Genomic DNA, 19320 nt, shown 5'->3' with positions numbered 1-19320 from the left:
TCTAATGCTGCAAGAGTTGATCCTTATGTTTAGCCAGCACTCCGCGCAAACGTAAAATCGCTTTGGAATGGAGCTGGGAAATTCGCGAAGGCGATAAAGACATAACTTCAGCTATTTCGCTCAAAGACAATTCCTCGTAGTAGAATAAGGATACTACCGTACGTTCCTTTTCGGTCAATCTTTCGATCCCCTTCACTAACGATTCCTTCATATAAAACTCGTGAACCTTGTGATCGGGATTCTTCGCTTTGTCGTCCACCAGCAATGACATCCGTGTCTCCGATTCCTCTTCACGAATGGGATCTTCCAAGGAGCATACCGTCGTCACTGCAATGTCTTGAAGCATGCCGGCGAATTCTTTCTCCGATATTTGCAAATAGGAGCTAATCTCGGCATCTGTTACGGAACGCAAATACTGCTGCTCGAGATGCTGATAGGCTTCCTCCACTCGCTTCGCTTTCTCACGCACCGAACGAGGCACCCAATCGCCTTGACGCAATCCATCGATAATTGCCCCGCGTATACGCCATGAAGCATAGGTCTCGAATTGCAATCCCCGGCAATAATCAAACTTCTCGATTGCATCGATTAAACCCATAACGCCATTGCTAGCGAGATCATCCTTAATTACGTTTTTGGGCAGGCCGATTGCCATACGATTCGTAACGTAATCAACAAGCGGCAAATATTGCTCGATCAATTGCTTCTTAGCTTCGACTTCACCACGTTCTCTCCACGCTTGCCACATCTGGATGTTTGTCAGATGAGCGGTTTTGGGCTCGGCCATCGATTCACTCTCCTGTCAGGTGACGAATGGCCTTAGCCAATTCCTCAGGCTGTGAATTTTTTGTAGAAAGCAATTGAGGAGGATTAAGCGGTTGAAACGCGCTAACAGCCTCCTGCTTTTGGGCTCCAACAGTAGAATTGTCTTCTCGCATCTGTTTCTTGAGCAGCTCATTCAAATCGTCACTTTCGTTCGGTGTCTGAAGATCGAGCTGCCCTCCTGTTAGGCTGCCGGCAGCTTCCGCGCTCTCGGATGGTTCTCCAATTAGCGCCGGAGGTTTAAGGATGATGGCAAACACTGCTCGTACCGCATACGCAAGAACAAAGAAAGCGATGAAAGCATACACGCTTCGAAGCAGTACTACGCCAGGCGGATTCGCTCCGAGTGAGAAAGCTACCGTCAGTACCGTGCCGACGAATCCTAATCCAACATTCCATCGCCATGTTCCTAGCATGTCAAATCTCCTTTATTCCAAACTGCACACTTCTTATCGAAAGTATGCCGCTGTTGCTGTCTATTTCAATCGTGCGACCGACACTGCCTCCAGTATCTTGCGAAAGGATCGGAATCTTGAATCGGTGAAGCATTGCTGTGCACGATTCTACGTTACGCGGTCCGATTCTCATCGTATCGCTTTGTCCAGACATCGCAAACATTTGTGCGCCTCCAGCCATCTTCGCTTTCATACGCTCTATTCGCGCGCCTTGTGCAAGCATTCGGTCCAGCAATTCAGGAATTGCCGTATCCGAATATTTTGCCAAATTAATTGTAGTTTCGCGGGCAATATCTGATGAAGGCAGCATGACATGCGCCATACCGGCTATTTTTCGAATCGGGTCAAACAACGTAAGACCAACACAGGAACCAAGTCCTGTCGTCTTAAGGGTTGCCCCGTCCATTGCGATATTCAGATCTGCCATGCCTACCTTGATCACATTTTGCTGTATCATTGAACGACTCCCAGGGCCCTGAATATTTTGTCGAACGATTCTGGATCCGGGATTAGGAAGAAGTGCCCCTCTAGCGCCTCACGATCTTCTAAGAAAGTCGTTTCGATCAGCATTGCAGAGTCGCCCATCTCGCCATATTGGACAAGTCCATAACTAAGAATAGCTCCCGCCATATCAAGCGCAATCTGCGGTACAGACGGCGCCATCGTCAGATGAGTAAAATCGGCCAGCGATGATAAATACGATCCGGCGAGTATGTTTCCAATCTCGCATAGTGCGGAAAGCTCCATCTCTGAATAACCTTCTTGGCCTTCCTCTCTTATCGACAATAATTGTCTTAACAAACGTTCAGCAGATGCTTCCTCGATGATAAAGAACATATTGCCTGGGGCGTCTCCTTCAACGCGAAGGAAAACGGCGAACACAATCTGCTCGGAGCCGCCAACTCGATCAGCGACTTCTTCGAAAGGAAGAAAGCTTACTTTTGGAACAGCCATATCTACCGGCTTGTCCAGTAGACGGGACAATGCGGTCGCTGCATTGCCCGCCCCAATATTACCTACTTCTTTCAGTACATCTAGCTCGAAGGCTTCGAAACGACTAAATATACTCACTTCTATGCCTCTACTTGCGCTAGCTGGACAATCTCGTTTTTGTTAAGTACTTCCGATAGATTGAGCATAATAAGAAGCCGGCCTTCTCCGAGCTTCGCAATGCCGCGCAAATATTTCGCTTTTATACCACCAACAATCTCTGGCGGCAAGTCAATGGAATCCGTATCAATATCAATGACATCGTTAGCTGCATCTACGATAAAGCCTACTTCAATCTCGCCTACCGCTACTACGATTATCCGCGAATTTTCAGTTGGCTGCGTCTCGGATAGATTAAAGCGACCGCGAAGATCAATAATTGGAACAACTATTCCGCGAAGATTAATAACTCCTTTAATGAATGCCGCTGTTTTCGGGACACGAGTAATTGGAGACAATCTTTCAATCGTGCGAACCTTATCTACTTCAATTCCGTACTCCTCGTTGCCTAGCGCGAACACGATAACCTTTACTTCTTCTCCCATTGTAAACCCTCCCTATTTAATGAGTGCATTCGGATCAATAATAAGTGCCACATAGCCGTCGCCAAGAATCGTTGCTCCGGATATCGCTTCAATGTTGGCCAAATACTTGCCAAGCGTCTTAAGTACGATTTCACTTTGGCCGATGAACTCGTCTACCGTAACAGCAGCCCACTTCTCGCCTTTGCGAACGACGACTATTTCTGTTTCTTCCTCCGTATCCTCGTTATAATCAGGGGAATCCAAAACTTTGCTTAACGACACGACTGGAATGATCGTATTTCGGAATTCGATCATCCGATTGCCATGTACATGCAACACTTGCTCTTTACGAATAATTCCAGTTTCCACGATGGACGATAGAGGAATCGCATACTTCTCGCTTCCTAGCTTAACAAGCATTGCAGATATGATAGACAAAGTAAGCGGAAGCTGAACAGAGAATTTCGTTCCTCTGCCTTGCGCAGAATCTACCGTTACATTACCACCGAGTGAAGTGATCTTTGATCTTACGACGTCAAGACCAACACCGCGGCCGGAAATATCGGAAATTTTGTCAGCCGTACTAAATCCAGCAGCGAAGATGAGCATATTGATTTCATCGTTCGTCAGCTTCTTCGCTTCTTCCTCTGTAACGACGCCATTCTTGATTGCGGTCTTCAGCACTCTTTCCTTATGGATGCCTCGGCCGTCTTCTTCCACTTCAATAAATACATGGTTTCCGCTATGGTAAGCGCGAAGATTGATCGTACCCGTCTCCGACTTGCCCGCGGCAATACGCTCTTCAACCGTCTCAATACCATGATCTACCGAGTTGCGAAGCAAGTGAACAAGAGGATCGCCAATCTCATCAATGACTGTTCGGTCAAGTTCGGTTTCAGCACCGGAAATGACGAGATCAATCTTCTTGTCCAACGATTTAGCCAAATCCCGAATCATCCGCGGGAAGCGGTTGAATACCGATTCTACTGGAACCATGCGAAGCTTTAGAACGATGTTTTGCAAGTCTGAGCTGACACGAGCCATGTGCTCAACCGTCTCGGTCAAATCATTTCGTTTAATCTCGCTGGACAACTGCTCTAGCCTTACGCGATCGATCAACAGTTCGCTAAATAAATTCATAAGCGTGTCCAAACGTTCAATATCGACGCGGATCGTACGCGAAACGGCTGGCGCTGGAGCCGAAGATGTACTCGCTTGAGCAGCTGGCGCCGCAGCAGTTGCCGCAGTTTGGCTTTGGGCTTCAATAACAGGTACTGCTGCAGTTTCGTTCACTTGGGCAACACTATCGATCGCAGGCGCCGCCGGTGATTGGCTAAGCATGGCCAGCGATTCCTGATCAAGCAGCGTAACAACGGCCGATTCGATTTCTGAAATATCGGAAATTTGTTTCTGTAGATCTGCACCCTCTAGCGGCGATATCGTAAATACGGAGAATGATAGATCGAACTTTTCTTGCTCAATATCCTGAACGGACGGTTCTGACTTCACGATCTCACCGCTGCGCTCTAGCAAGTCGAATACCATGTAGGCACGCGCCGCTTTCAAGACGCAATTATCGCGTACCGATACTTGAATGTGATATACATTCTGACCGCTTTCGATCGATTGCAGCAGTACCGATGATTGGAATTCATCGAGCAGCATGGCTCCCGCTGTTCCCGCAGACGGCTTAACAACCTCAGTTGCAACAGGCTGAGCCGAAGCAGCTCCCGATTTATAATCGCTTTTGAGAATGACTTGCAGAGAAGCAACGATCGCCGTTACGTCTGCTTTGCCCGTTCCTCCGCCAACGATATCCTGTACCATCGCTTCCAGAGCGTCAAGCCCTTTAAACAATGTATCAAATATAAAGCTATCCATCTTAAGCTTGCTATTACGAACGAGATCCAGCACATTTTCCATCTCATGCGTTAGAGCTGCCAGATCCTCGAAGCCCATCGTTGCCGACATCCCTTTAAGCGTATGAGCGGAACGGAAGATGGCTTGAACGATGCTTAGCTCCCCGGGCTCGCTTTCAAGCTTGAGCAGGTTTTCGTTCAATGCTTGCAAGTGATCGTTCGATTCATCGATAAACATGGACAAGTATGCATTCATATCCATTTCGAGAAACACCTCCTGTAAGTACTTATGGTAGTCACTAGCATTTATTTCAACACTGCATTCACTAACTCGGACGCAATGTGTTGCAACGGCAATACAGTTCGAGCGTACCCGCCTTCAATCGCACATCTTGGCATACCGTAAACGACGCAAGTTTCCTCGGATTCGGCAATCGTTGATACTGCACCGCTTTGAGCGAGCTGCATCATTCCTTTGGCGCCATCGCTTCCCATGCCGGTCATAATAACCGCATGCCGCTTCAACTCCTGATGATCGATTAATGATTCGAACAACACATCAACAGATGGACGATGACCATTTCGCACTGGCTGTTCTGTCAACTTGATCCGATATCCGTCAGTGTCCTTGCCCAGCATCATATGATAGCCGCCTGGCGCGATATATACGACACCGGCTGTTACCTTCTCTCCATTGGTCGCTTCAACAACCTGCAGCGGACTAAAGCTGTCTAACCGCTGTGCGAGCGACTTCGTGAACTTAGGAGGCATATGTTGAACAACAAGCACAGGGGATGGGAAATTCGCTGGCAGCGAGCATATCACTTCATGAAGCGCTCTTGGTCCTCCAGTCGATGTGCCAATTGCTACGATATGGCGGAAATTTGAAGCCGTCCCCGATAAAGGCTTAACGACATTATTCGGTGGCTGAATTACTCTCGATTGTGCAGGTTTCGCTTTCGCAACCGTCTCCTTAGGAAGACTGCTTAGCTGCGAAAGTGCAGGTTTTGCTTTCAGTGCCGGCAATGGCTTGCTTGGCGCGGCATCATTAAGCGGTTTATGTAAAGGGGTTGTCGACCTTGCCGGCAGCGGCTTGTCCTTGGACGGCTGAAGCAAAGGCTTCTTACGTTCACTAATGATAGGAGCAGCAGGCTTTGGCGTCGTATCCTCATATTTTTGAGGTTCAGAAACAGGACTAAGTAACGGCTTAATGGCTGCGTCGACTTTGCTCGCTTCGGCTTCTTGAATCTGTATGACCGGTTGATGACGCTTCGTCAAGACGGCAATTTTGAGTTTCTCCAGCAATTGCTCGCCAACCTGATGAATATCGTGGGAAATGCTGCTTGACGGCTTCCGAATAAAATCGAATGCACCGTATTGCAGCGCTTTGATCGTATCTCTTGTGTTATCCTCGCTAATGCCGGATAACATAATGATCGGTATTGAATGATCCTTCATAATGTGCTGCAGCGCTTCGAGTCCGTTCATAAGCGGCATTTCCAAATCAAGCGTTACAGCGTCCGGCTTCCATTGCGTGACGGCTTTTATGGCCTCCTCGCCGTTATCGGCAGTGGCAACAATCGTAAATTGCGGATCTTGGAGTATCAGATCGCTTATAATTTTCCGCATGAAGGCGGAGTCATCTACTACTAGAATGCGATAAGGAGCCATCTGCGTTCCCCCTAGATTTCAAAGGATTATCGTGAAAGTCTGAACATTTTGTGTAAAAACCCTTTGACGCCTCCCGTCTCTGCGACTTTAGGCATCTCCAGAAATTGCATGGCAATTCGTTCAATTGCTGAGGAAGCCTCCGAGCTCGGGTATGCGACAGTGAAAGGAATTTGTCGTTTTACAGCCTTGGTAACGTTCGAATCATCGGGCACGATGCCAAGTGACGGAAGCTCCATGTGCAAAAACTGACTCGATACGAGATTGATCTTGTCGGCTGTCTGACGACCTTCGCGATAATCCGTTGCCCGATTGACAATCAGCTTGAATGGGACGTGAATATCCATCCCTATTACCATCTTGATAAGTGCGTAAGCATCCGTGATGGAGGTAGGTTCAGGTGTCGTCACTACGATCGTTTCTTGCGAAGCGGCAATAAACTTTACCGTTTCCTTCGACAATCCCGCACCTGTATCGAACAATATAATGTCATATTGCCCATGCAGCTTATCAATCTGCTCAGCGAAGCCATCAAGCTGCTCTTTGGTCAAGTTCAGAAGATCGCTAAAGCCGGAACCTCCAGCAATAAAATGCAGCCCTTCCGGACCAAGCTGTATAATATCCCAAATCGTTTTCTCTTGCTTAAGTAAGTGATAGAGACTATAACGTGACGAAACCCCCATCAGAACGTCGATATTAGCCATACCGATGTCAGCATCGAACACAAGCACTTTCTGTCCTAAACGCTTCAGCATGATAGCGAAGTTAAGGCTGAAGTTCGATTTCCCAACGCCGCCTTTGCCGCTCGTCACAGTAACGATTCGGGTCTGGCGACCTTCTTCTTTTCGTTCTCTCTGCTTAATTAAATTTCGCAGCGCTTCTGCTTGGTCATTCATGGGACGAATCCCCCAGTAGAAGCTGAATATAGGACTGTGCCCGGAACCTTTCTATATCGTCCGGCACCGTCTGGCCAGCAGCCAAGTATGTAGGGAGCAACTCGTATTTCATAATCAAATTGAAAATCGTTCCAAAAACAGATGTCTCGTCCAGTTTCGTGAACAATACCTTCCGTACGCCATACTTCGCAAATTGCTCAGCAACGGCCGCCATATCCTTCGTCTTGGCCGTTAAGCTAAGGACAAGAATCGTCTCGCTCGGCTCCTTCGTTTGCAACAGGCTAAACACCTCGGAAACAAGAAGCTCGCTTCGGAAGTTGCGTCCCGCCGTATCCATATAGATGAGTTCACGATCGTCTAGCTGCTTATAGGCTTTCGTTAAGTCAGGCTGAGATACGACGACTTCAAGCGGAATGTTCAAAATATTGGCATACGTGCGCAACTGATCTACCGCAGCAATACGGTACGTATCCGATGTAATGAAGCCAACCTTGCGGCTGAACTTAATCGTCTGCTCTGCAGCAAGCTTAGCAATGGTAGTCGTCTTGCCTACCCCAGTTGGTCCTACAAAGTGGATGACTCTTGCGTCTGGATCAATCGCTTGTCCAAGATAAGGGCGCATCCATTCTTCCAGCAATTTGGCTGCCTCAATCCACAGCTGCTTCTTGTCCCATTCGGTTTGCTGCTCATTCTGCTTGTCCACAATGGCTTGCAGTAGACGGTCAATCCATTCGGCTGACAATTCCTGATCGTTCAGTCTCTCCTTAAGCTCCAGCATTTGCTCTGAATAAAATGCTCTATCGCTTTGCTGCTTAGAGAGCTGAACCATATATTGCCGCAAATCTCTAATCTCATCGATGATGAACTGTTCCCGATCGACCCGCATGTTTTCTTTCGAATCCGGTGCAGGCGGTGCTAATACAGGGGGCAGGATAGGCGCCTCAGCTTCTTGAACTGCGGCTGACGAACGCTGCATGCTTTGCAAAATCTGCATCGCAGCGGCGTTCACCTCCGGTGGTGCCTGCCGCTGCGGGACAGCATTCGCAGGCGTCGATTCTACTGCTGCAATCACTTCAACCTTTTTTTTGCGGAACATTCCCATGAAGCCGCCAATCTTTATTTCCTTCGAATTCAATATGACTGCGTCTTTGCCCAGCTCCGACCGGATAATGGATACAGCTTCCGGCAACGCGTCAACGATATAACGTTTTACTCTCATAAGTTCACCACCCCGATACTTTGAACTTCAACGTTCGGCTCCAGCTCACTGTACGAAAGCACGGGCACATCCTGCATCGTCCGCTCGACAATTTGTCTCAAGTACATACGTATCGTTGGCGAAGCGAGTACGACTGGCTGCTGCCCGGTCTGAATCTGTCTATTCACATGTTCAGCAAGCTTTTGATAGATCTGTTGAGTTGATACGGGGTCAAGGGCGATATAGCTGCCCTGCTCCGTCTGCTGCACCGATTCGGCAATCTTCTTCTCAAGCTGCGGGCCTACCGTAATGACACGAAGCGTATCGCCTTGCGGCGAAAACTGTTGTGTAATTTGGCGGGACAATGATTGTCTTACATATTCCGTCAGCACATCCGGATCTTTGGTATAGCTGCCGTGATCGGCAAGTGCTTCGAATATAGTAACGAGGTCGCGAATTGATACTTTCTCTCGTAACAGCTTCGCAAGCACTTTCTGAATTTCGCCGATCGATAGAATCGAAGGAATAAGTTCATCGATAAGAGCAGGATACGTTTCCTTCACATTCTCGATCAGCAACTTCGCTTCTTGACGTCCGATCAGCTCATGCGCGTGACGCTTAATAATTTCCGTTAAATGCGTCGCCACGACTGAAGGCGGATCAACGACCGTATAGCCGGACAGCTCGGCGCGTTCTTTCATCTGCTCATCAATCCATATTGCCGGAAGACCGAATGCCGGCTCCATCGTTTCGATGCCGATAACCGAATCGTCTTCAAAGCCTGGGCTCATCGCCAAGTAATGGTTAAGCAGCAGATCACCGCGTGCCACAGTATTGCCTTTGATCTTAATGACATATTCATTCGGCTTAAGCTGAATGTTATCTCGAATACGGATGACAGGAACGACAAGTCCGAGCTCAAGCGCGCATTGCCTGCGGATCATGATGATACGATCAAGCAAGTCGCCGCCCTGCTGCGTGTCGGCGAGCGGGATTAAGCCGTAACCGAATTCGAATTCGATCGGATCCACCTGAAGAAGACTGATAACGCTCTCCGGACTCCGAACCTCCTCGATCTGTTGCTCTTCGACAAGCATCTCCGCTTGTTCTTGCTCCTTCGAGATGACCTTCTGCATCTTCCATGCTCCAAACGCTAGCAACAGTGCGAAAGGCCATGTTCTGAATATTCCGATTGGCGTAAAACCGAGTAAAAACAATGTGCCCGCTGCAACGTAAAGCAGCTTCGGATATTTGAATAATTGGCTTGTGACATCTTCAGCAAAGTTTCCGTTGGAAGCTGCTCTTGTTACAATAAGACCTGCTGCCGTCGAAATCAGTAGTGCCGGGATTTGGCTTACGAGTCCATCGCCTATCGTAAGGATCGAGAATGTCTCTAATGCTTCGCTAAAGCTGAGGCCACGAAGCGTCATCCCGATAATGAAGCCGCCTACCAAGTTAATCAATAGAATGATGATCGACGCAATCGCGTCACCTTTTACGAATTTACTCGCACCGTCCATTGCGCCGTAGAAATCAGCTTCCCGTTCGATCTTGGAGCGGCGCTCTTTCGCTTGCGTTTCATTAATCAAGCCGGCATTCAGGTCAGCATCGATACTCATCTGCTTGCCTGGCATTGCATCGAGAGTGAACCTTGCGGCAACCTCCGCTACCCTCTCCGAGCCTTTCGTAATAACGATGAACTGAACAACGACGAGGATTAGGAAGACGATAAAACCAACTGCTATTTCACCGCCGCCTACCCATCTGCCGAACGTCTCAACGACTTCGCCTGCATGGGCATGACTCAAAATATTTCTTGTCGTTGATACGTTGAGCGCTAATCGGAACAACGTTGTTACGAGCAAAATGGCGGGAAAGATCGAGAAATCCAGCGCCTCCCGCGTATTCATCGCAATAAGTAAAATCATCAATGCTATCGATATATTGACGATAAGGAGAAAGTCTAGCAGCAGCACCGGGATCGGGATAATCATCATGAGAACAATCCCAATGATTCCGAGTAATATGATTATATCTCTTGCTTTCATGACGCTGCCTCCTCCCTATAGTTTATGATGACTTTGCTCGGCCTTTCAGTTTATATACATATGCCAACACTTCAGCCACAGCTTGGAACAGATCTGCCGGGATCACATCGCCGATCTCGGCCCGTTCGTACAGCGCTCTGGCAAGCGGCTTGTTTTCCATCGTAATGACTCCGTTTTCCTTTGCGATCTCTTTGATACGGAGTGCTACATGATCCATCCCCTTCGCGATTATAGTAGGTGCCTCCATATTAGAAGCGTCATATTTGAGTGCGATCGCAAAGTGAGTCGGGTTCGTGATAACGACATCGGCCTTCGGAACTTCCTGCATCATACGCTGCAAAGCCATTCTGCGCTGCTTCTCGCGGATACGGCCTTTTATAATCGGATCTCCCTCTGTCTTCTTGTGTTCGTCCTTAATATCTTGCTTGGACATCTTCAAGCTCTTCGCGTGCTCATAGCGTTGATAGAAGTAATCTGCGAATGCAAGCACAACCAGCATTGCACTGACTTGCAGCCCGATCTTCATCGTTAAACCTGCTACATAGGTGAATATTTGTTCTATTGGCAAAGTTGTGAGCGATAAGATCCGCTCCCAGTCACTCCTTATTGCCATGAACACGAAGATGCTGATCACTAGCAGCTTGAGAATACTCTTCAGTCCTTCTACGACCGTCCTCATAGAGAAAATTTGCTTGAAGCCTTTGAGAGGATTAACCTTCTCCAGCTTCATCTTCAAAGGCTCGCCAGTAAGCAGGAAACCGAATTGCATGATGTTGCCGATAATGCCAATCAGCATCGCAATAGCGAAGATCGGCAATAGAAACATTAAGATCTCGACCGATACGTCAAGCATTAACGTCATCACGTTCTCGGTAGTCAGTTCCATTGTGAGCCAATCCTCGAACAAATTGCCGAACAATCCGATAACATGTTTCTTATAATAGCCGCCCAGCATCATGAAGCTGGAGAATATGGCGAGCAGAATGAGCGCGCCAGGCAAATCGCTTGATCTAGCAATTTGACCTTTCTGTCTTGCTTCACTTAATTTCTTAGGTGTCGCCTGCTCCGTTTTCTCTTGACTGAACAGCTGCAAATCTAGTTTAAAACGATATGTACGCATCGACGCTGCCTCCTAACGCCCGGCGGGCGGCCCTTGTACGATGCCGAATAGCTGTTCTAACGACTCGAACATAATCGAGAACAGTCTCTCGAAGATGGAAGCAAGCCCTGGCATAAGAAGTACGAGTAGGAACAGACCGATAATCAACTTAAGCGGCATGCCGATAACAAAAACGTTGTATTGCGGCGCTGTCTTGGCAAGCATGCCAAGTCCCGCGTCAGTCAACAGCATTGCTGTAACAAGTGGTGCTGAGACTTGCAGCGCGAGCAAAAACGTATTGCCTACGACCCTGACAAGAAAGTCTGAAATGCTGCCGCTCATTATTCTTGCAAACAGCTCATTCGACAGTGGCATCCATTGGTAGCTGTCCATTAAGCCTTTAAGCAAGTAATGATGGCCGTTCATCATCAAGAAAATCAGAATCATCAGCATATACTTGAAGTTGCCAAGCAATGGCTGAGAGGTGCCCGTGTGCGGGTCAATGACGTTTGCCATCGCGAATCCGATCTGCATATCCATAAGTGAACCAGCCGTGTTGACGACCGAGAAGAACAAATACACAACGAAACCCAACAAGACACCAAGCAATATTTCACGGAATATGGCTAATACATATTCTGCATTCAGTTGAATCGTCTGTTCCATTCCATAAGTAAGAAATACGATAAATGAAATGAAGAAACCGAGTCCAATCTTGAACGTACTCGGCACGCCTCGGGATGAAAAGACCGGTGCGACAACGAAAAATGCTGTAATTCGACAAAAAATAAGCAAAAAAATAGGAAAGCCAGTTACGATCGCGTCCATTCATTCACAGCCTATCCGATGTACTTATGGAGATTATTCAGCAGATTGTAAGTGAAGTCGACGACCGTATTCAGTATCCATGGGCCAAAAATGATGATGGCTATAAAAACGGCTACAATTTTGGGCACAAATGCAAGCGTCTGTTCCTGAATCTGAGTTGTCGCTTGAAAAATACTGACAATTAGGCCAACGACTAAAGCAAGAATGAGCATTGGCGCGCTGGCTTTCAACACCGTAAAGACGGCTTGTCCGGCTAGTCCGATAATGAAGTCAGCACTCATGTTCTTCTGGTCCTCCCTGCCTTTGTCATGTGTTGAAGCTTAACAGCAATGATTTGACTATTAAATACCAGCCGTCGACTAGAACGAACAATAGCAGCTTGAAGGGCAAAGAAATCATAATCGGCGGTAGCATCATCATCCCCATCGCCATCAGCGTGCTTGAAACAATCATGTCGATGACTAGAAACGGTATGAAAATCATGAAACCCATCTGGAAAGCTGTCTTAAGCTCGCTTATCGCATAGGCTGGAACGAGAACAGTAATCGGAATATCCTTAAACGTTTCAGGCTTCTCAGCCTTCGTATAATTCATAAACAGCTGCAGGTCCTTCTCCCTCGTATGTTTGAACATAAACTCTTTCATAGGAATGGAAGCCTGCTCAAACGCTTCGGTTTGCGAAATTTCGCCTTTCATATAAGGCTGTAATGCTACCTCATTCACTTGAGAGAATGTAGGTGCCATTATAAAGAAGGTTAGAAACATAGCAAGTCCGATAAGCACTTGGTTCGGCGGCATCATCTGCGTGCCGAGCGACGTTCTGACGAAGCTGAGCACGATGACAATACGCGTGAAACTTGTCATCAACACCATGATAGCCGGAGCGATACTAAGAACCGTAATGAGCAGCAAAATGGATAATGCGCTCGTTGCCGGCTCCTCTGAACTGCTGTCTCCGATATTAATGGAGATGTCCGGTATAGGCTCAGCGAATGCTGGCGTGTAGAACAGCATAGCAAGCAATTGTACAGCTACTATGGATATCCACCATTTATTTCTCATCGTCGATCAACCGTTCATTTGATTTAGTATCATTAAGCAATGACTCTAGTTGCTGCTTGCGGTCCGACTGCTGAGTAAGCTTGCTTTGGAGCATGCTTTGGAATGACGTTGAACGATTCCATTGCTCATTGTCAGGTTGTTTATCTTTGTCCGTGTTAGATCCGCGCAGCTTGCTTGTGAACTGCTTCAAGGCGTTCTGAGGCCACATTTGCTCAGGCTGACGCTCTAACGAATCAATAATCGCCTTAATTTCCTCTGGATCGACAATCTTGTCCAGCAGCGTAATATTTTCGCCTATTCCGACAACATAGATGCGTCCGGCAATTTCAACGACTTGCATCGAATTGTTCTGTCCTAGCGCAATGCCGCCAAGCGAGCGCATCGAGCGATTCGTTCCCCAAGACCGATTGCGCTGGGACAGCCATTTGATTACAAATACGATTAGCACGATAACAATGGCCAGCGACACAATTACCCACACGAAGCTGCCTGCAAGACTGTCCGATCCCGTGAAGACAATCTGCTCATCATTAGTCGCATTGTCAACCGTTTCTTCCGCCGCCGAAGCGAGCCCTGGCATTAGCGCCGTCCCAAGCGCAGATGCGATCGAGACGCGCGAGATTAAGTTAGCCATGGCGTTACCTTTATCCGAGCGTCTTCTTGATCGCTTCGATTACGCGGTCCGCTTGGAATGGCTTCACGATAAAGTCTTTAGCGCCTGCTTGAATCGCATCGATAACCATCGCTTGTTGACCCATAGCGGAACACATAATCACTTTGGCGTTGCCATCCAGCTTCTTGATTTCTTTCAATGCGGAGATGCCGTCCATCTCAGGCATCGTAATGTCCATTGTAGTCAGGTCAGGCTTCAATTCCTTATACTTCTCAACCGCCTGCGCGCCGTCTGGTGCTTCGCCGACGACTTCGTAGCCGTTCTTCGATAAAATGTCGCGAATCATCATTCGCATAAAAGCTGCGTCGTCTACGATAAGAATGCGGTTTGCCATCTTTTTCTTCCTCCCAGGATGTTACTGTAATTTTTGAATGCGGTCCCATTGGCTTACGATATCAGTTACCCGGACGCCAAAGTTTTCATCAATGACGACAACTTCGCCTTTGGCGATCAGTTTGTTATTCACGAGAATGTCGACCGGCTCGCCTGCCAGCTTGTCCAGCTCGATAATGGAGCCTTGCGACAACTCAAGAATATCCTTTATTTGCTTTTGGGTTCTTCCTAATTCTACAGTGACCTTAAGCGGTATGTCGAGAAGTAAATTGAGGTTTGTCGAATCAGGTTGAACGAACGCGCCTCCCCCAAAATTAGCAAATTGAACAGGTTGTACATTGACATTGCGATTTGCTGCATTATGTCCGTATGTATGCGGTCCAGGAGGCTGCATTGGCATATCATATCCAGCTGCCGGCGCCCCGTAAGGCATGCCTGGTTGCGTCTGAGGAGGCATCGCATACATCTGGGCTGCCGCAACTTCCTGATAAGCTGCCGCTTGCTCGACTGCCGCTGGAGAAGCCGCAGCAGGTGCACTCGCAGGCGTTGGCGCTGGTGATGGTGCTGGCGTCGGCGCTGGAGCAACCTCATCATCGAAGCTGCCGCCCATAAGCGTAGAAACCATCTGCTTAGCGAACGATACCGGCAACAGTTGCATGATTGTCGAATCGATAAGATCCCCAATGGTTAGGCGGAACGAGATTTTGATAAAAACGTCGACTGGCGGCAAATGACCTAAACCGTCACCATTGTTCACATCCAGAATGTCAATGCCTGGAGGCGATATGTTGACAAAACGGTTAAAGATCGTTGACATCGAAGTCGCTGACGAGCCCATCATTTGATTCATCGCTTCTTGTACGGCGCTAATATGAATCTCATTTAGCTCCTCGATCGAAACTTCGCCTTCGCCGCCTAACATTAAGTCGGCAATGACTTGAGCGTCCTTCGTCTTAATGACAAGAGAGTTAATCCCTTGGAAGCCATCTACGTATTGCACGCTTACGGCTACATGCGGCTTCGGAAAAATATCTCCAAGTTCATCGCGTCTAACCAATGTAACTTGCGGTGTCGTAATATCGACTTTTTTGCCTAGGAGCGTAGATAGAGCTGTTGCCGCGCTTCCGAACGTAATATTACCGATCTCGCCAAGCGCATCCTGTTCCAAGGACGACAGGAAATCTTCCAATAGTGCTTCTTGTTCGGTCGACTGCGCTGATTCAGGCTCATTAGAGGATTGACGAAGCAATGCATCGATTTCCTCTTGCGATAAATAGTCTTTACTCGTCATATTCTTCTTCCACTCCTTCGCTGAGAACCTCGTCCACCTGTATCGCAATCCGATCCTTAACTGAGCCCGGGCTGCCGATGAACTTAAGCTTATCTCCAACTTTTATTTTGAGTCCATCCTCAATCGGCTTATTTAATGTAATAACATCACCGATATTCAAACCTAGAAATTCGCTAATCGATATCGAAGATTCGCCAAGCTCTGCAACGATCGGAAGCTTCGCCCTATGTACCCGTTGTTCAAGTATTTCGTATTCCTCTGGGGCGCGCGCCTTCTTCTGCGATACAAACCAGTGGTGGACGGACAGTCTTTGCATAATCGGTTCGATGACGACATGAGGAATACAAAGATTGATCATTCCCGTTGTATCGCCGATCTTCGTGCTGAATGAGATAAGTGCAATCGTCTCATTCGGCGAGACAATCTGCATGAACTGCGGATTTGTCTCTAAGGCTTCCATAACAGGCGAAATATCAATGATTGTTCTCCAAGCTTCCTGCAAGCTTTCTAATGTCTTGCTGAAGATTTTTTCCATAATCATTGTTTCGATTTCAGTCAAGTTATTGATCTTGGAAGGCGCCGAGCCTTGGCCGCCTAACATTCTGTCAAGCATAGCGTAGGCAACATTGGGATGAACCTCAAGCACCATCCGCCCTTCCAGCGGCTCCGCTTCAAATATGTTCAGAATCGTCATTTTCGGTATGGATCGAATAAATTCGTCATACGGCAATTGGTCTACGTGAACGACGTTAATTTGAACAAAAGTGCGAAGTTGCGCTGAGAAATAGGTTGTCAAATATCGCGCGAAGTTTTCGTGTATGCGAGTCAAACTCCGGATATGATCCTTCGAAAAACGAGTGGCGCGCTTGAAGTTGTAAACACTGACTTTTCGTGACGTATCTTCCTTCTTTAAATCCTCTGCATCCATTTCCCCTGAGGACAATGCAGCGAGAAGCGCATCTATTTCGTTCTGCGATAAAACATCAACCAATTTTCTCACCTCCTTCGAGGAATGTCGGCCTTAACCTTTAAATTTCTGCGATTGTAAAGTTGGTAATCTCGACCTTAACAAGCTTGCCTTTGGCGAGAATAGGATTAATCAAGTTAAGAAGCTTCGATTCCAACGCGTCTTCGCCCTTCGAGCCGCTCAGCTCTTCCGCCGTCATATCCGCAACTGCGCGGTTAATAATCGGACGTACTTCAATTTCCATAATTTTATCAAAATCTTCTTTAGCCTTTTTGCTATCCAGTTGGAAAGCAAAGCTTAGTACGACCACATATTCAGGGTCGAGCAGATTCCGACGGAAATCTTTCAGTTCGGAAGTAACCTCTACGCGCTCAGTGGCAGATAAAACTTTCACTTCCACTGGCTTGTTGGCAGCCTCCGCATCTGTATCAGTTAAAAATGATTTGAACAGAATTACAGCTACGATGGCGATAAGCGTAATGGACAGCAAAATCGTAATCAACCATGGCATCATCTTTTTCATGTCGAAGGACCCTCCGTTTGTTCACTCTTCTGAGCCGTCGCAATGAGGCCGATCGTCCGAAGAAATTGCTGATTAAGCAGTATCAGGTCAGATGACTTTTCCTTTACGACCATCTTCTTGCCAGTCGTAAGCGTGATAACTGTATCAGCCGACTCCTCGATCACTTCAATTAAGAGCGCATTAATTATAACTTTTGTGCCGTTCAAACGCGTTACGGTAATCATCAGTTACCCCCTCACACCTAGGGGAGACGCCTTACGCCGCCTCCCGCCGGTTAAGACTTAAATTATCGTTTTAAGTTAACAACCTCTTGCAAAATCTCGTCGGATGTCGTAATGATACGCGAGTTGGCTTGGAAGCCGCGTTGCGCAACGATCATTTCTGTGAACTCAGCAGTCAAATCCACGTTCGACATTTCAAGCTGACCTGCAATGATTGCACCAGTACCAAACTCAGGATCGCCCGCGAATGTCAGATAGTCTTCAATGGAAGCCTCCGGATTCGCGTTTGCCGTCATTCGGTACATATTGCCGCCAAGCTTCTCAAGTCCGCTAGGATTGATGACTTTAGCTACAGCGATTTGCGGTCCAGGAACCGTACCGTCAGCTGTTACCGTCATAACCGTTCCGTCTTGACCAATGGAGAATGCTGTAACCTCTGGATCAAGTACGATTGGCTCTTGGTCCACCGAAAGCACGAAGTAACCGTCAGCCGTTACGAGCTGTCTGTTCGCATCCAGTGTGAAGTTGCCTGCCCGAGTCAACAGCATCTCGGCGTCATCGTTAGCTCTAACGACGAAGAATCCGTCACCGTCGATACGCAAGTCTGTCGGCTGGTTCGTCGTCATTGCGCTGCCCGCTGTATGAACGGTATCGATCGAACCGATCGATACGCCGAGTCCAATCTGCTTCGCGTTGACGCCGCCGCGGACGCCTTCCTCTGGAGCTGTAACGCCAGCAACCGTTTGGCTCAAAATATCTTTGAACATGACGCGGCCTGCTTTAAAGCCGACTGTGTTCACGTTCGCGATATTATTACCGATTACATCAAGCTTTGTTTGGAAACCGCGCATACCGGATACGCCGGAGTACATCGATCTTAGCATTGTTCGTTATTCCTCCTAAAAGTTTTTTCAATTCGATAGCTGGCTGCTGCAAGCCGCTTCAATCGGTCGGCGGCTCGAGGCCTCCTATTAGGTCCAGCCCTATGAAATAATTACAGCGCTATCGATCTGAGTAAATACGTTGCTCTGCATCTGACCGCCGTCCAGTGCTGTTACGACTGTGCGACTCGGAACGTTGACGATCATCGCAATATCTCGGAAAACGATCAAAGAATCTTTCGCGCCTTTGGACGCTGCATCCTCGACGGCATTCATAATCTTCGTTAATGATTCGGGTTGAAGCTTAATGCCGCGCTGCTGCATGCGCAATTCCGCATGATGGCTGAACTTAAGCACCTTCGCGTCGAGCATATCGCGGAATTCCGTTGATTGCGTTCCGCGTGATGCCGCAGTTTTGCTTGGGACAAGCGGAGTGCTCTTGACCGGAAACAAATGGCCGATCTTCATCGCGTCACTCATTACGCTTCAGCCTCCTCGCTAGAATCCGAGGCGCTCGTTTCTTTAATGCCAAGCACGTAATCTAATGCGACCGACTTTTCACCCGCGGTTGCATACAAAATGCCATCTTTCGAGACGATCGAATCCACGACGCCGCTAACAGGAATAATCGTTCCTGCTTCGTCATACTCGTTCCATTCGATCGTTTTGCCGATTAGACTAGAAGCGGAACCGATGCTTTGGCGAAGCTTGGACACTTCAGCTGCCATGTTCACCATCTGCTCAACCGATGTGAATTGAGCCATCTGAGCGATAAAATCTTTGTCTTGCATGGGCTGCATCGGGTCTTGATTGCGAAGCTGAGTAACTAGGATACTTAGAAACTGATCTTTGCCTAACGTATCCGTCTTTTTCTCAGCCGCTTTTTGAACATTATCTGTACTGTAATTGGGCCAAACTACTTTGGAGGAAACGCTGTCTGCCATTTCTAATCACCTCCGTTTCTTCTCAATGTCGCCGCTAA

Annotated in this window: 23 protein-coding genes; all 23 read right to left on the bottom strand. The window is 47.8% G+C overall.

Annotated features, from left to right (window positions below; translation table 11 throughout):
• Window position 1 precedes the first annotated feature (1 nt).
• Entirely contained in the window at window positions 2-787 is a 786-nt protein-coding gene (locus tag V8F51_RS04655) for a FliA/WhiG family RNA polymerase sigma factor (RefSeq protein WP_337098879.1), read from the bottom strand.
• A 4-nt stretch (window positions 788-791) separates the two neighbouring features.
• Window positions 792-1238 (bottom strand): hypothetical protein, encoded by a 447-nt coding sequence (locus tag V8F51_RS04650; protein WP_337098878.1) that lies wholly within the window; start codon window positions 1236-1238, stop codon window positions 792-794.
• A gap of 1 nt (window position 1239) precedes the next feature.
• Entirely contained in the window at window positions 1240-1734 is a 495-nt protein-coding gene (locus V8F51_RS04645; protein ID WP_337098876.1) for a chemotaxis protein CheD, read from the bottom strand.
• A complete protein-coding gene (locus tag V8F51_RS04640; protein ID WP_337098874.1) occupies window positions 1731-2348 on the bottom strand; it encodes a chemotaxis protein CheC in 618 nt (205 codons plus the stop codon). Before V8F51_RS04640 ends, V8F51_RS04645 begins: the two co-directional genes overlap by 4 nt.
• Window positions 2349-2350: 2 nt before the next feature.
• Window positions 2351-2812 carry a chemotaxis protein CheW gene (locus V8F51_RS04635; RefSeq protein ID WP_337098873.1) on the bottom strand — a complete coding sequence of 154 codons (462 nt, stop codon included), beginning with the start codon at window positions 2810-2812 and terminating at the stop codon, window positions 2351-2353.
• 12 nt (window positions 2813-2824) lie between these two features.
• Complete coding sequence (locus tag V8F51_RS04630) at window positions 2825-4912, bottom strand: chemotaxis protein CheA (RefSeq protein WP_337098872.1); 2088 nt, start codon at window positions 4910-4912, stop codon at window positions 2825-2827.
• Window positions 4913-4956: 44 nt separating this feature from the next.
• On the bottom strand, window positions 4957-6321 hold the full coding sequence (gene cheB / locus V8F51_RS04625; RefSeq protein WP_337098871.1) for a chemotaxis-specific protein-glutamate methyltransferase CheB: 1365 nt from the start codon (window positions 6319-6321) through the stop codon (window positions 4957-4959).
• A gap of 26 nt (window positions 6322-6347) precedes the next feature.
• Entirely contained in the window at window positions 6348-7214 is an 867-nt protein-coding gene (locus V8F51_RS04620) for a MinD/ParA family protein (protein WP_337098870.1), read from the bottom strand.
• On the bottom strand, window positions 7207-8433 hold the full coding sequence (gene flhF / locus V8F51_RS04615) for a flagellar biosynthesis protein FlhF (RefSeq protein WP_337098868.1): 1227 nt from the start codon (window positions 8431-8433) through the stop codon (window positions 7207-7209). Before flhF ends, V8F51_RS04620 begins: the two co-directional genes overlap by 8 nt.
• Window positions 8430-10460, bottom strand: a complete 2031-nt coding sequence (gene flhA, locus V8F51_RS04610; protein ID WP_337098867.1) for a flagellar biosynthesis protein FlhA — start codon at window positions 10458-10460, stop codon at window positions 8430-8432. The genes flhF and flhA overlap by 4 nt, the downstream gene beginning before the upstream one ends.
• 22 nt (window positions 10461-10482) lie before the next feature.
• On the bottom strand, window positions 10483-11580 hold the full coding sequence (gene flhB / locus V8F51_RS04605) for a flagellar biosynthesis protein FlhB (RefSeq protein ID WP_337098865.1): 1098 nt from the start codon (window positions 11578-11580) through the stop codon (window positions 10483-10485).
• Between the two features lie 12 nt (window positions 11581-11592).
• Entirely contained in the window at window positions 11593-12387 is a 795-nt protein-coding gene (fliR, locus tag V8F51_RS04600) for a flagellar biosynthetic protein FliR (protein WP_337098864.1), read from the bottom strand.
• 11 nt (window positions 12388-12398) lie between these two features.
• Window positions 12399-12668, bottom strand: a complete 270-nt coding sequence (fliQ, locus tag V8F51_RS04595; protein ID WP_337098863.1) for a flagellar biosynthesis protein FliQ — start codon at window positions 12666-12668, stop codon at window positions 12399-12401.
• Between the two features lie 25 nt (window positions 12669-12693).
• Window positions 12694-13401 carry a flagellar type III secretion system pore protein FliP gene (gene fliP / locus V8F51_RS04590; RefSeq protein WP_442956402.1) on the bottom strand — a complete coding sequence of 236 codons (708 nt, stop codon included), beginning with the start codon at window positions 13399-13401 and terminating at the stop codon, window positions 12694-12696.
• Between the two features lie 37 nt (window positions 13402-13438).
• The gene (locus V8F51_RS04585; protein ID WP_337098861.1) at window positions 13439-14083 is read right to left on the bottom strand and encodes a flagellar biosynthetic protein FliO; all 645 of its coding nucleotides are present in this window, start codon (window positions 14081-14083) and stop codon (window positions 13439-13441) included.
• Window positions 14084-14093: 10 nt separating this feature from the next.
• Complete coding sequence (locus V8F51_RS04580; protein WP_235233882.1) at window positions 14094-14456, bottom strand: response regulator; 363 nt, start codon at window positions 14454-14456, stop codon at window positions 14094-14096.
• A gap of 21 nt (window positions 14457-14477) precedes the next feature.
• Window positions 14478-15746 (bottom strand): flagellar motor switch phosphatase FliY, encoded by a 1269-nt coding sequence (gene fliY, locus V8F51_RS04575; protein WP_337098859.1) that lies wholly within the window; start codon window positions 15744-15746, stop codon window positions 14478-14480.
• Window positions 15736-16737, bottom strand: a complete 1002-nt coding sequence (gene fliM / locus V8F51_RS04570) for a flagellar motor switch protein FliM (protein ID WP_337098857.1) — start codon at window positions 16735-16737, stop codon at window positions 15736-15738. The genes fliY and fliM overlap by 11 nt, the downstream gene beginning before the upstream one ends.
• A 37-nt stretch (window positions 16738-16774) precedes the next feature.
• Entirely contained in the window at window positions 16775-17236 is a 462-nt protein-coding gene (locus V8F51_RS04565) for a flagellar basal body-associated FliL family protein (RefSeq protein WP_337098856.1), read from the bottom strand.
• Window positions 17233-17460, bottom strand: coding sequence for a flagellar FlbD family protein (locus V8F51_RS04560; protein ID WP_337098855.1), 228 nt, complete (start codon window positions 17458-17460; stop codon window positions 17233-17235). The genes V8F51_RS04565 and V8F51_RS04560 overlap by 4 nt, the downstream gene beginning before the upstream one ends.
• A 62-nt stretch (window positions 17461-17522) precedes the next feature.
• Window positions 17523-18341: a flagellar basal body rod protein FlgG gene (gene flgG, locus V8F51_RS04555; protein ID WP_337098854.1), complete on the bottom strand. Its 819-nt coding sequence runs from the start codon at window positions 18339-18341 to the stop codon at window positions 17523-17525.
• Between the two features lie 99 nt (window positions 18342-18440).
• A complete protein-coding gene (locus tag V8F51_RS04550; protein WP_337098853.1) occupies window positions 18441-18818 on the bottom strand; it encodes a TIGR02530 family flagellar biosynthesis protein in 378 nt (125 codons plus the stop codon).
• Entirely contained in the window at window positions 18818-19282 is a 465-nt protein-coding gene (locus V8F51_RS04545; RefSeq protein WP_337098852.1) for a flagellar hook capping FlgD N-terminal domain-containing protein, read from the bottom strand. Before V8F51_RS04545 ends, V8F51_RS04550 begins: the two co-directional genes overlap by 1 nt.
• Window positions 19283-19320 lie beyond the last annotated feature (38 nt).

This window comes from Paenibacillus sp. YIM B09110 (genome assembly GCF_037167145.1).
Classification (GTDB): Bacteria; Bacillota; Bacilli; order Paenibacillales; family Paenibacillaceae; genus Pristimantibacillus.
Note: the sequence above shows the minus strand (reverse complement) of the source record. Positions and strands in the feature narration are given on the sequence as shown.

Coding starts and splice junctions, on each gene's coding strand:
- V8F51_RS04655 (WP_337098879.1), bottom strand. CDS start 787: ATGGCCGAGCCCAAAACCGCTCATCTGACAAACATCCAGATGTGGCAA.
- V8F51_RS04650 (WP_337098878.1), bottom strand. CDS start 1,238: ATGCTAGGAACATGGCGATGGAATGTTGGATTAGGATTCGTCGGCACG.
- V8F51_RS04645 (WP_337098876.1), bottom strand. CDS start 1,734: ATGATACAGCAAAATGTGATCAAGGTAGGCATGGCAGATCTGAATATC.
- V8F51_RS04635 (WP_337098873.1), bottom strand. CDS start 2,812: ATGGGAGAAGAAGTAAAGGTTATCGTGTTCGCGCTAGGCAACGAGGAG.
- V8F51_RS04630 (WP_337098872.1), bottom strand. CDS start 4,912: ATGGATATGAATGCATACTTGTCCATGTTTATCGATGAATCGAACGAT.
- cheB (WP_337098871.1), bottom strand. CDS start 6,321: ATGGCTCCTTATCGCATTCTAGTAGTAGATGACTCCGCCTTCATGCGG.
- V8F51_RS04620 (WP_337098870.1), bottom strand. CDS start 7,214: ATGAATGACCAAGCAGAAGCGCTGCGAAATTTAATTAAGCAGAGAGAA.
- flhF (WP_337098868.1), bottom strand. CDS start 8,433: ATGAGAGTAAAACGTTATATCGTTGACGCGTTGCCGGAAGCTGTATCC.
- flhA (WP_337098867.1), bottom strand. CDS start 10,460: ATGAAAGCAAGAGATATAATCATATTACTCGGAATCATTGGGATTGTT.
- flhB (WP_337098865.1), bottom strand. CDS start 11,580: ATGCGTACATATCGTTTTAAACTAGATTTGCAGCTGTTCAGTCAAGAG.
- fliR (WP_337098864.1), bottom strand. CDS start 12,387: ATGGACGCGATCGTAACTGGCTTTCCTATTTTTTTGCTTATTTTTTGT.
- fliQ (WP_337098863.1), bottom strand. CDS start 12,668: ATGAGTGCTGACTTCATTATCGGACTAGCCGGACAAGCCGTCTTTACG.
- fliP (WP_442956402.1), bottom strand. CDS start 13,401: ATGCTGTTCTACACGCCAGCATTCGCTGAGCCTATACCGGACATCTCC.
- V8F51_RS04585 (WP_337098861.1), bottom strand. CDS start 14,083: ATGGCTAACTTAATCTCGCGCGTCTCGATCGCATCTGCGCTTGGGACG.
- V8F51_RS04580 (WP_235233882.1), bottom strand. CDS start 14,456: ATGGCAAACCGCATTCTTATCGTAGACGACGCAGCTTTTATGCGAATG.
- fliY (WP_337098859.1), bottom strand. CDS start 15,746: ATGACGAGTAAAGACTATTTATCGCAAGAGGAAATCGATGCATTGCTT.
- V8F51_RS04565 (WP_337098856.1), bottom strand. CDS start 17,236: ATGAAAAAGATGATGCCATGGTTGATTACGATTTTGCTGTCCATTACG.
- V8F51_RS04560 (WP_337098855.1), bottom strand. CDS start 17,460: ATGATTACCGTAACGCGTTTGAACGGCACAAAAGTTATAATTAATGCG.
- flgG (WP_337098854.1), bottom strand. CDS start 18,341: ATGCTAAGATCGATGTACTCCGGCGTATCCGGTATGCGCGGTTTCCAA.
- V8F51_RS04550 (WP_337098853.1), bottom strand. CDS start 18,818: ATGAGTGACGCGATGAAGATCGGCCATTTGTTTCCGGTCAAGAGCACT.
- V8F51_RS04545 (WP_337098852.1), bottom strand. CDS start 19,282: ATGGCAGACAGCGTTTCCTCCAAAGTAGTTTGGCCCAATTACAGTACA.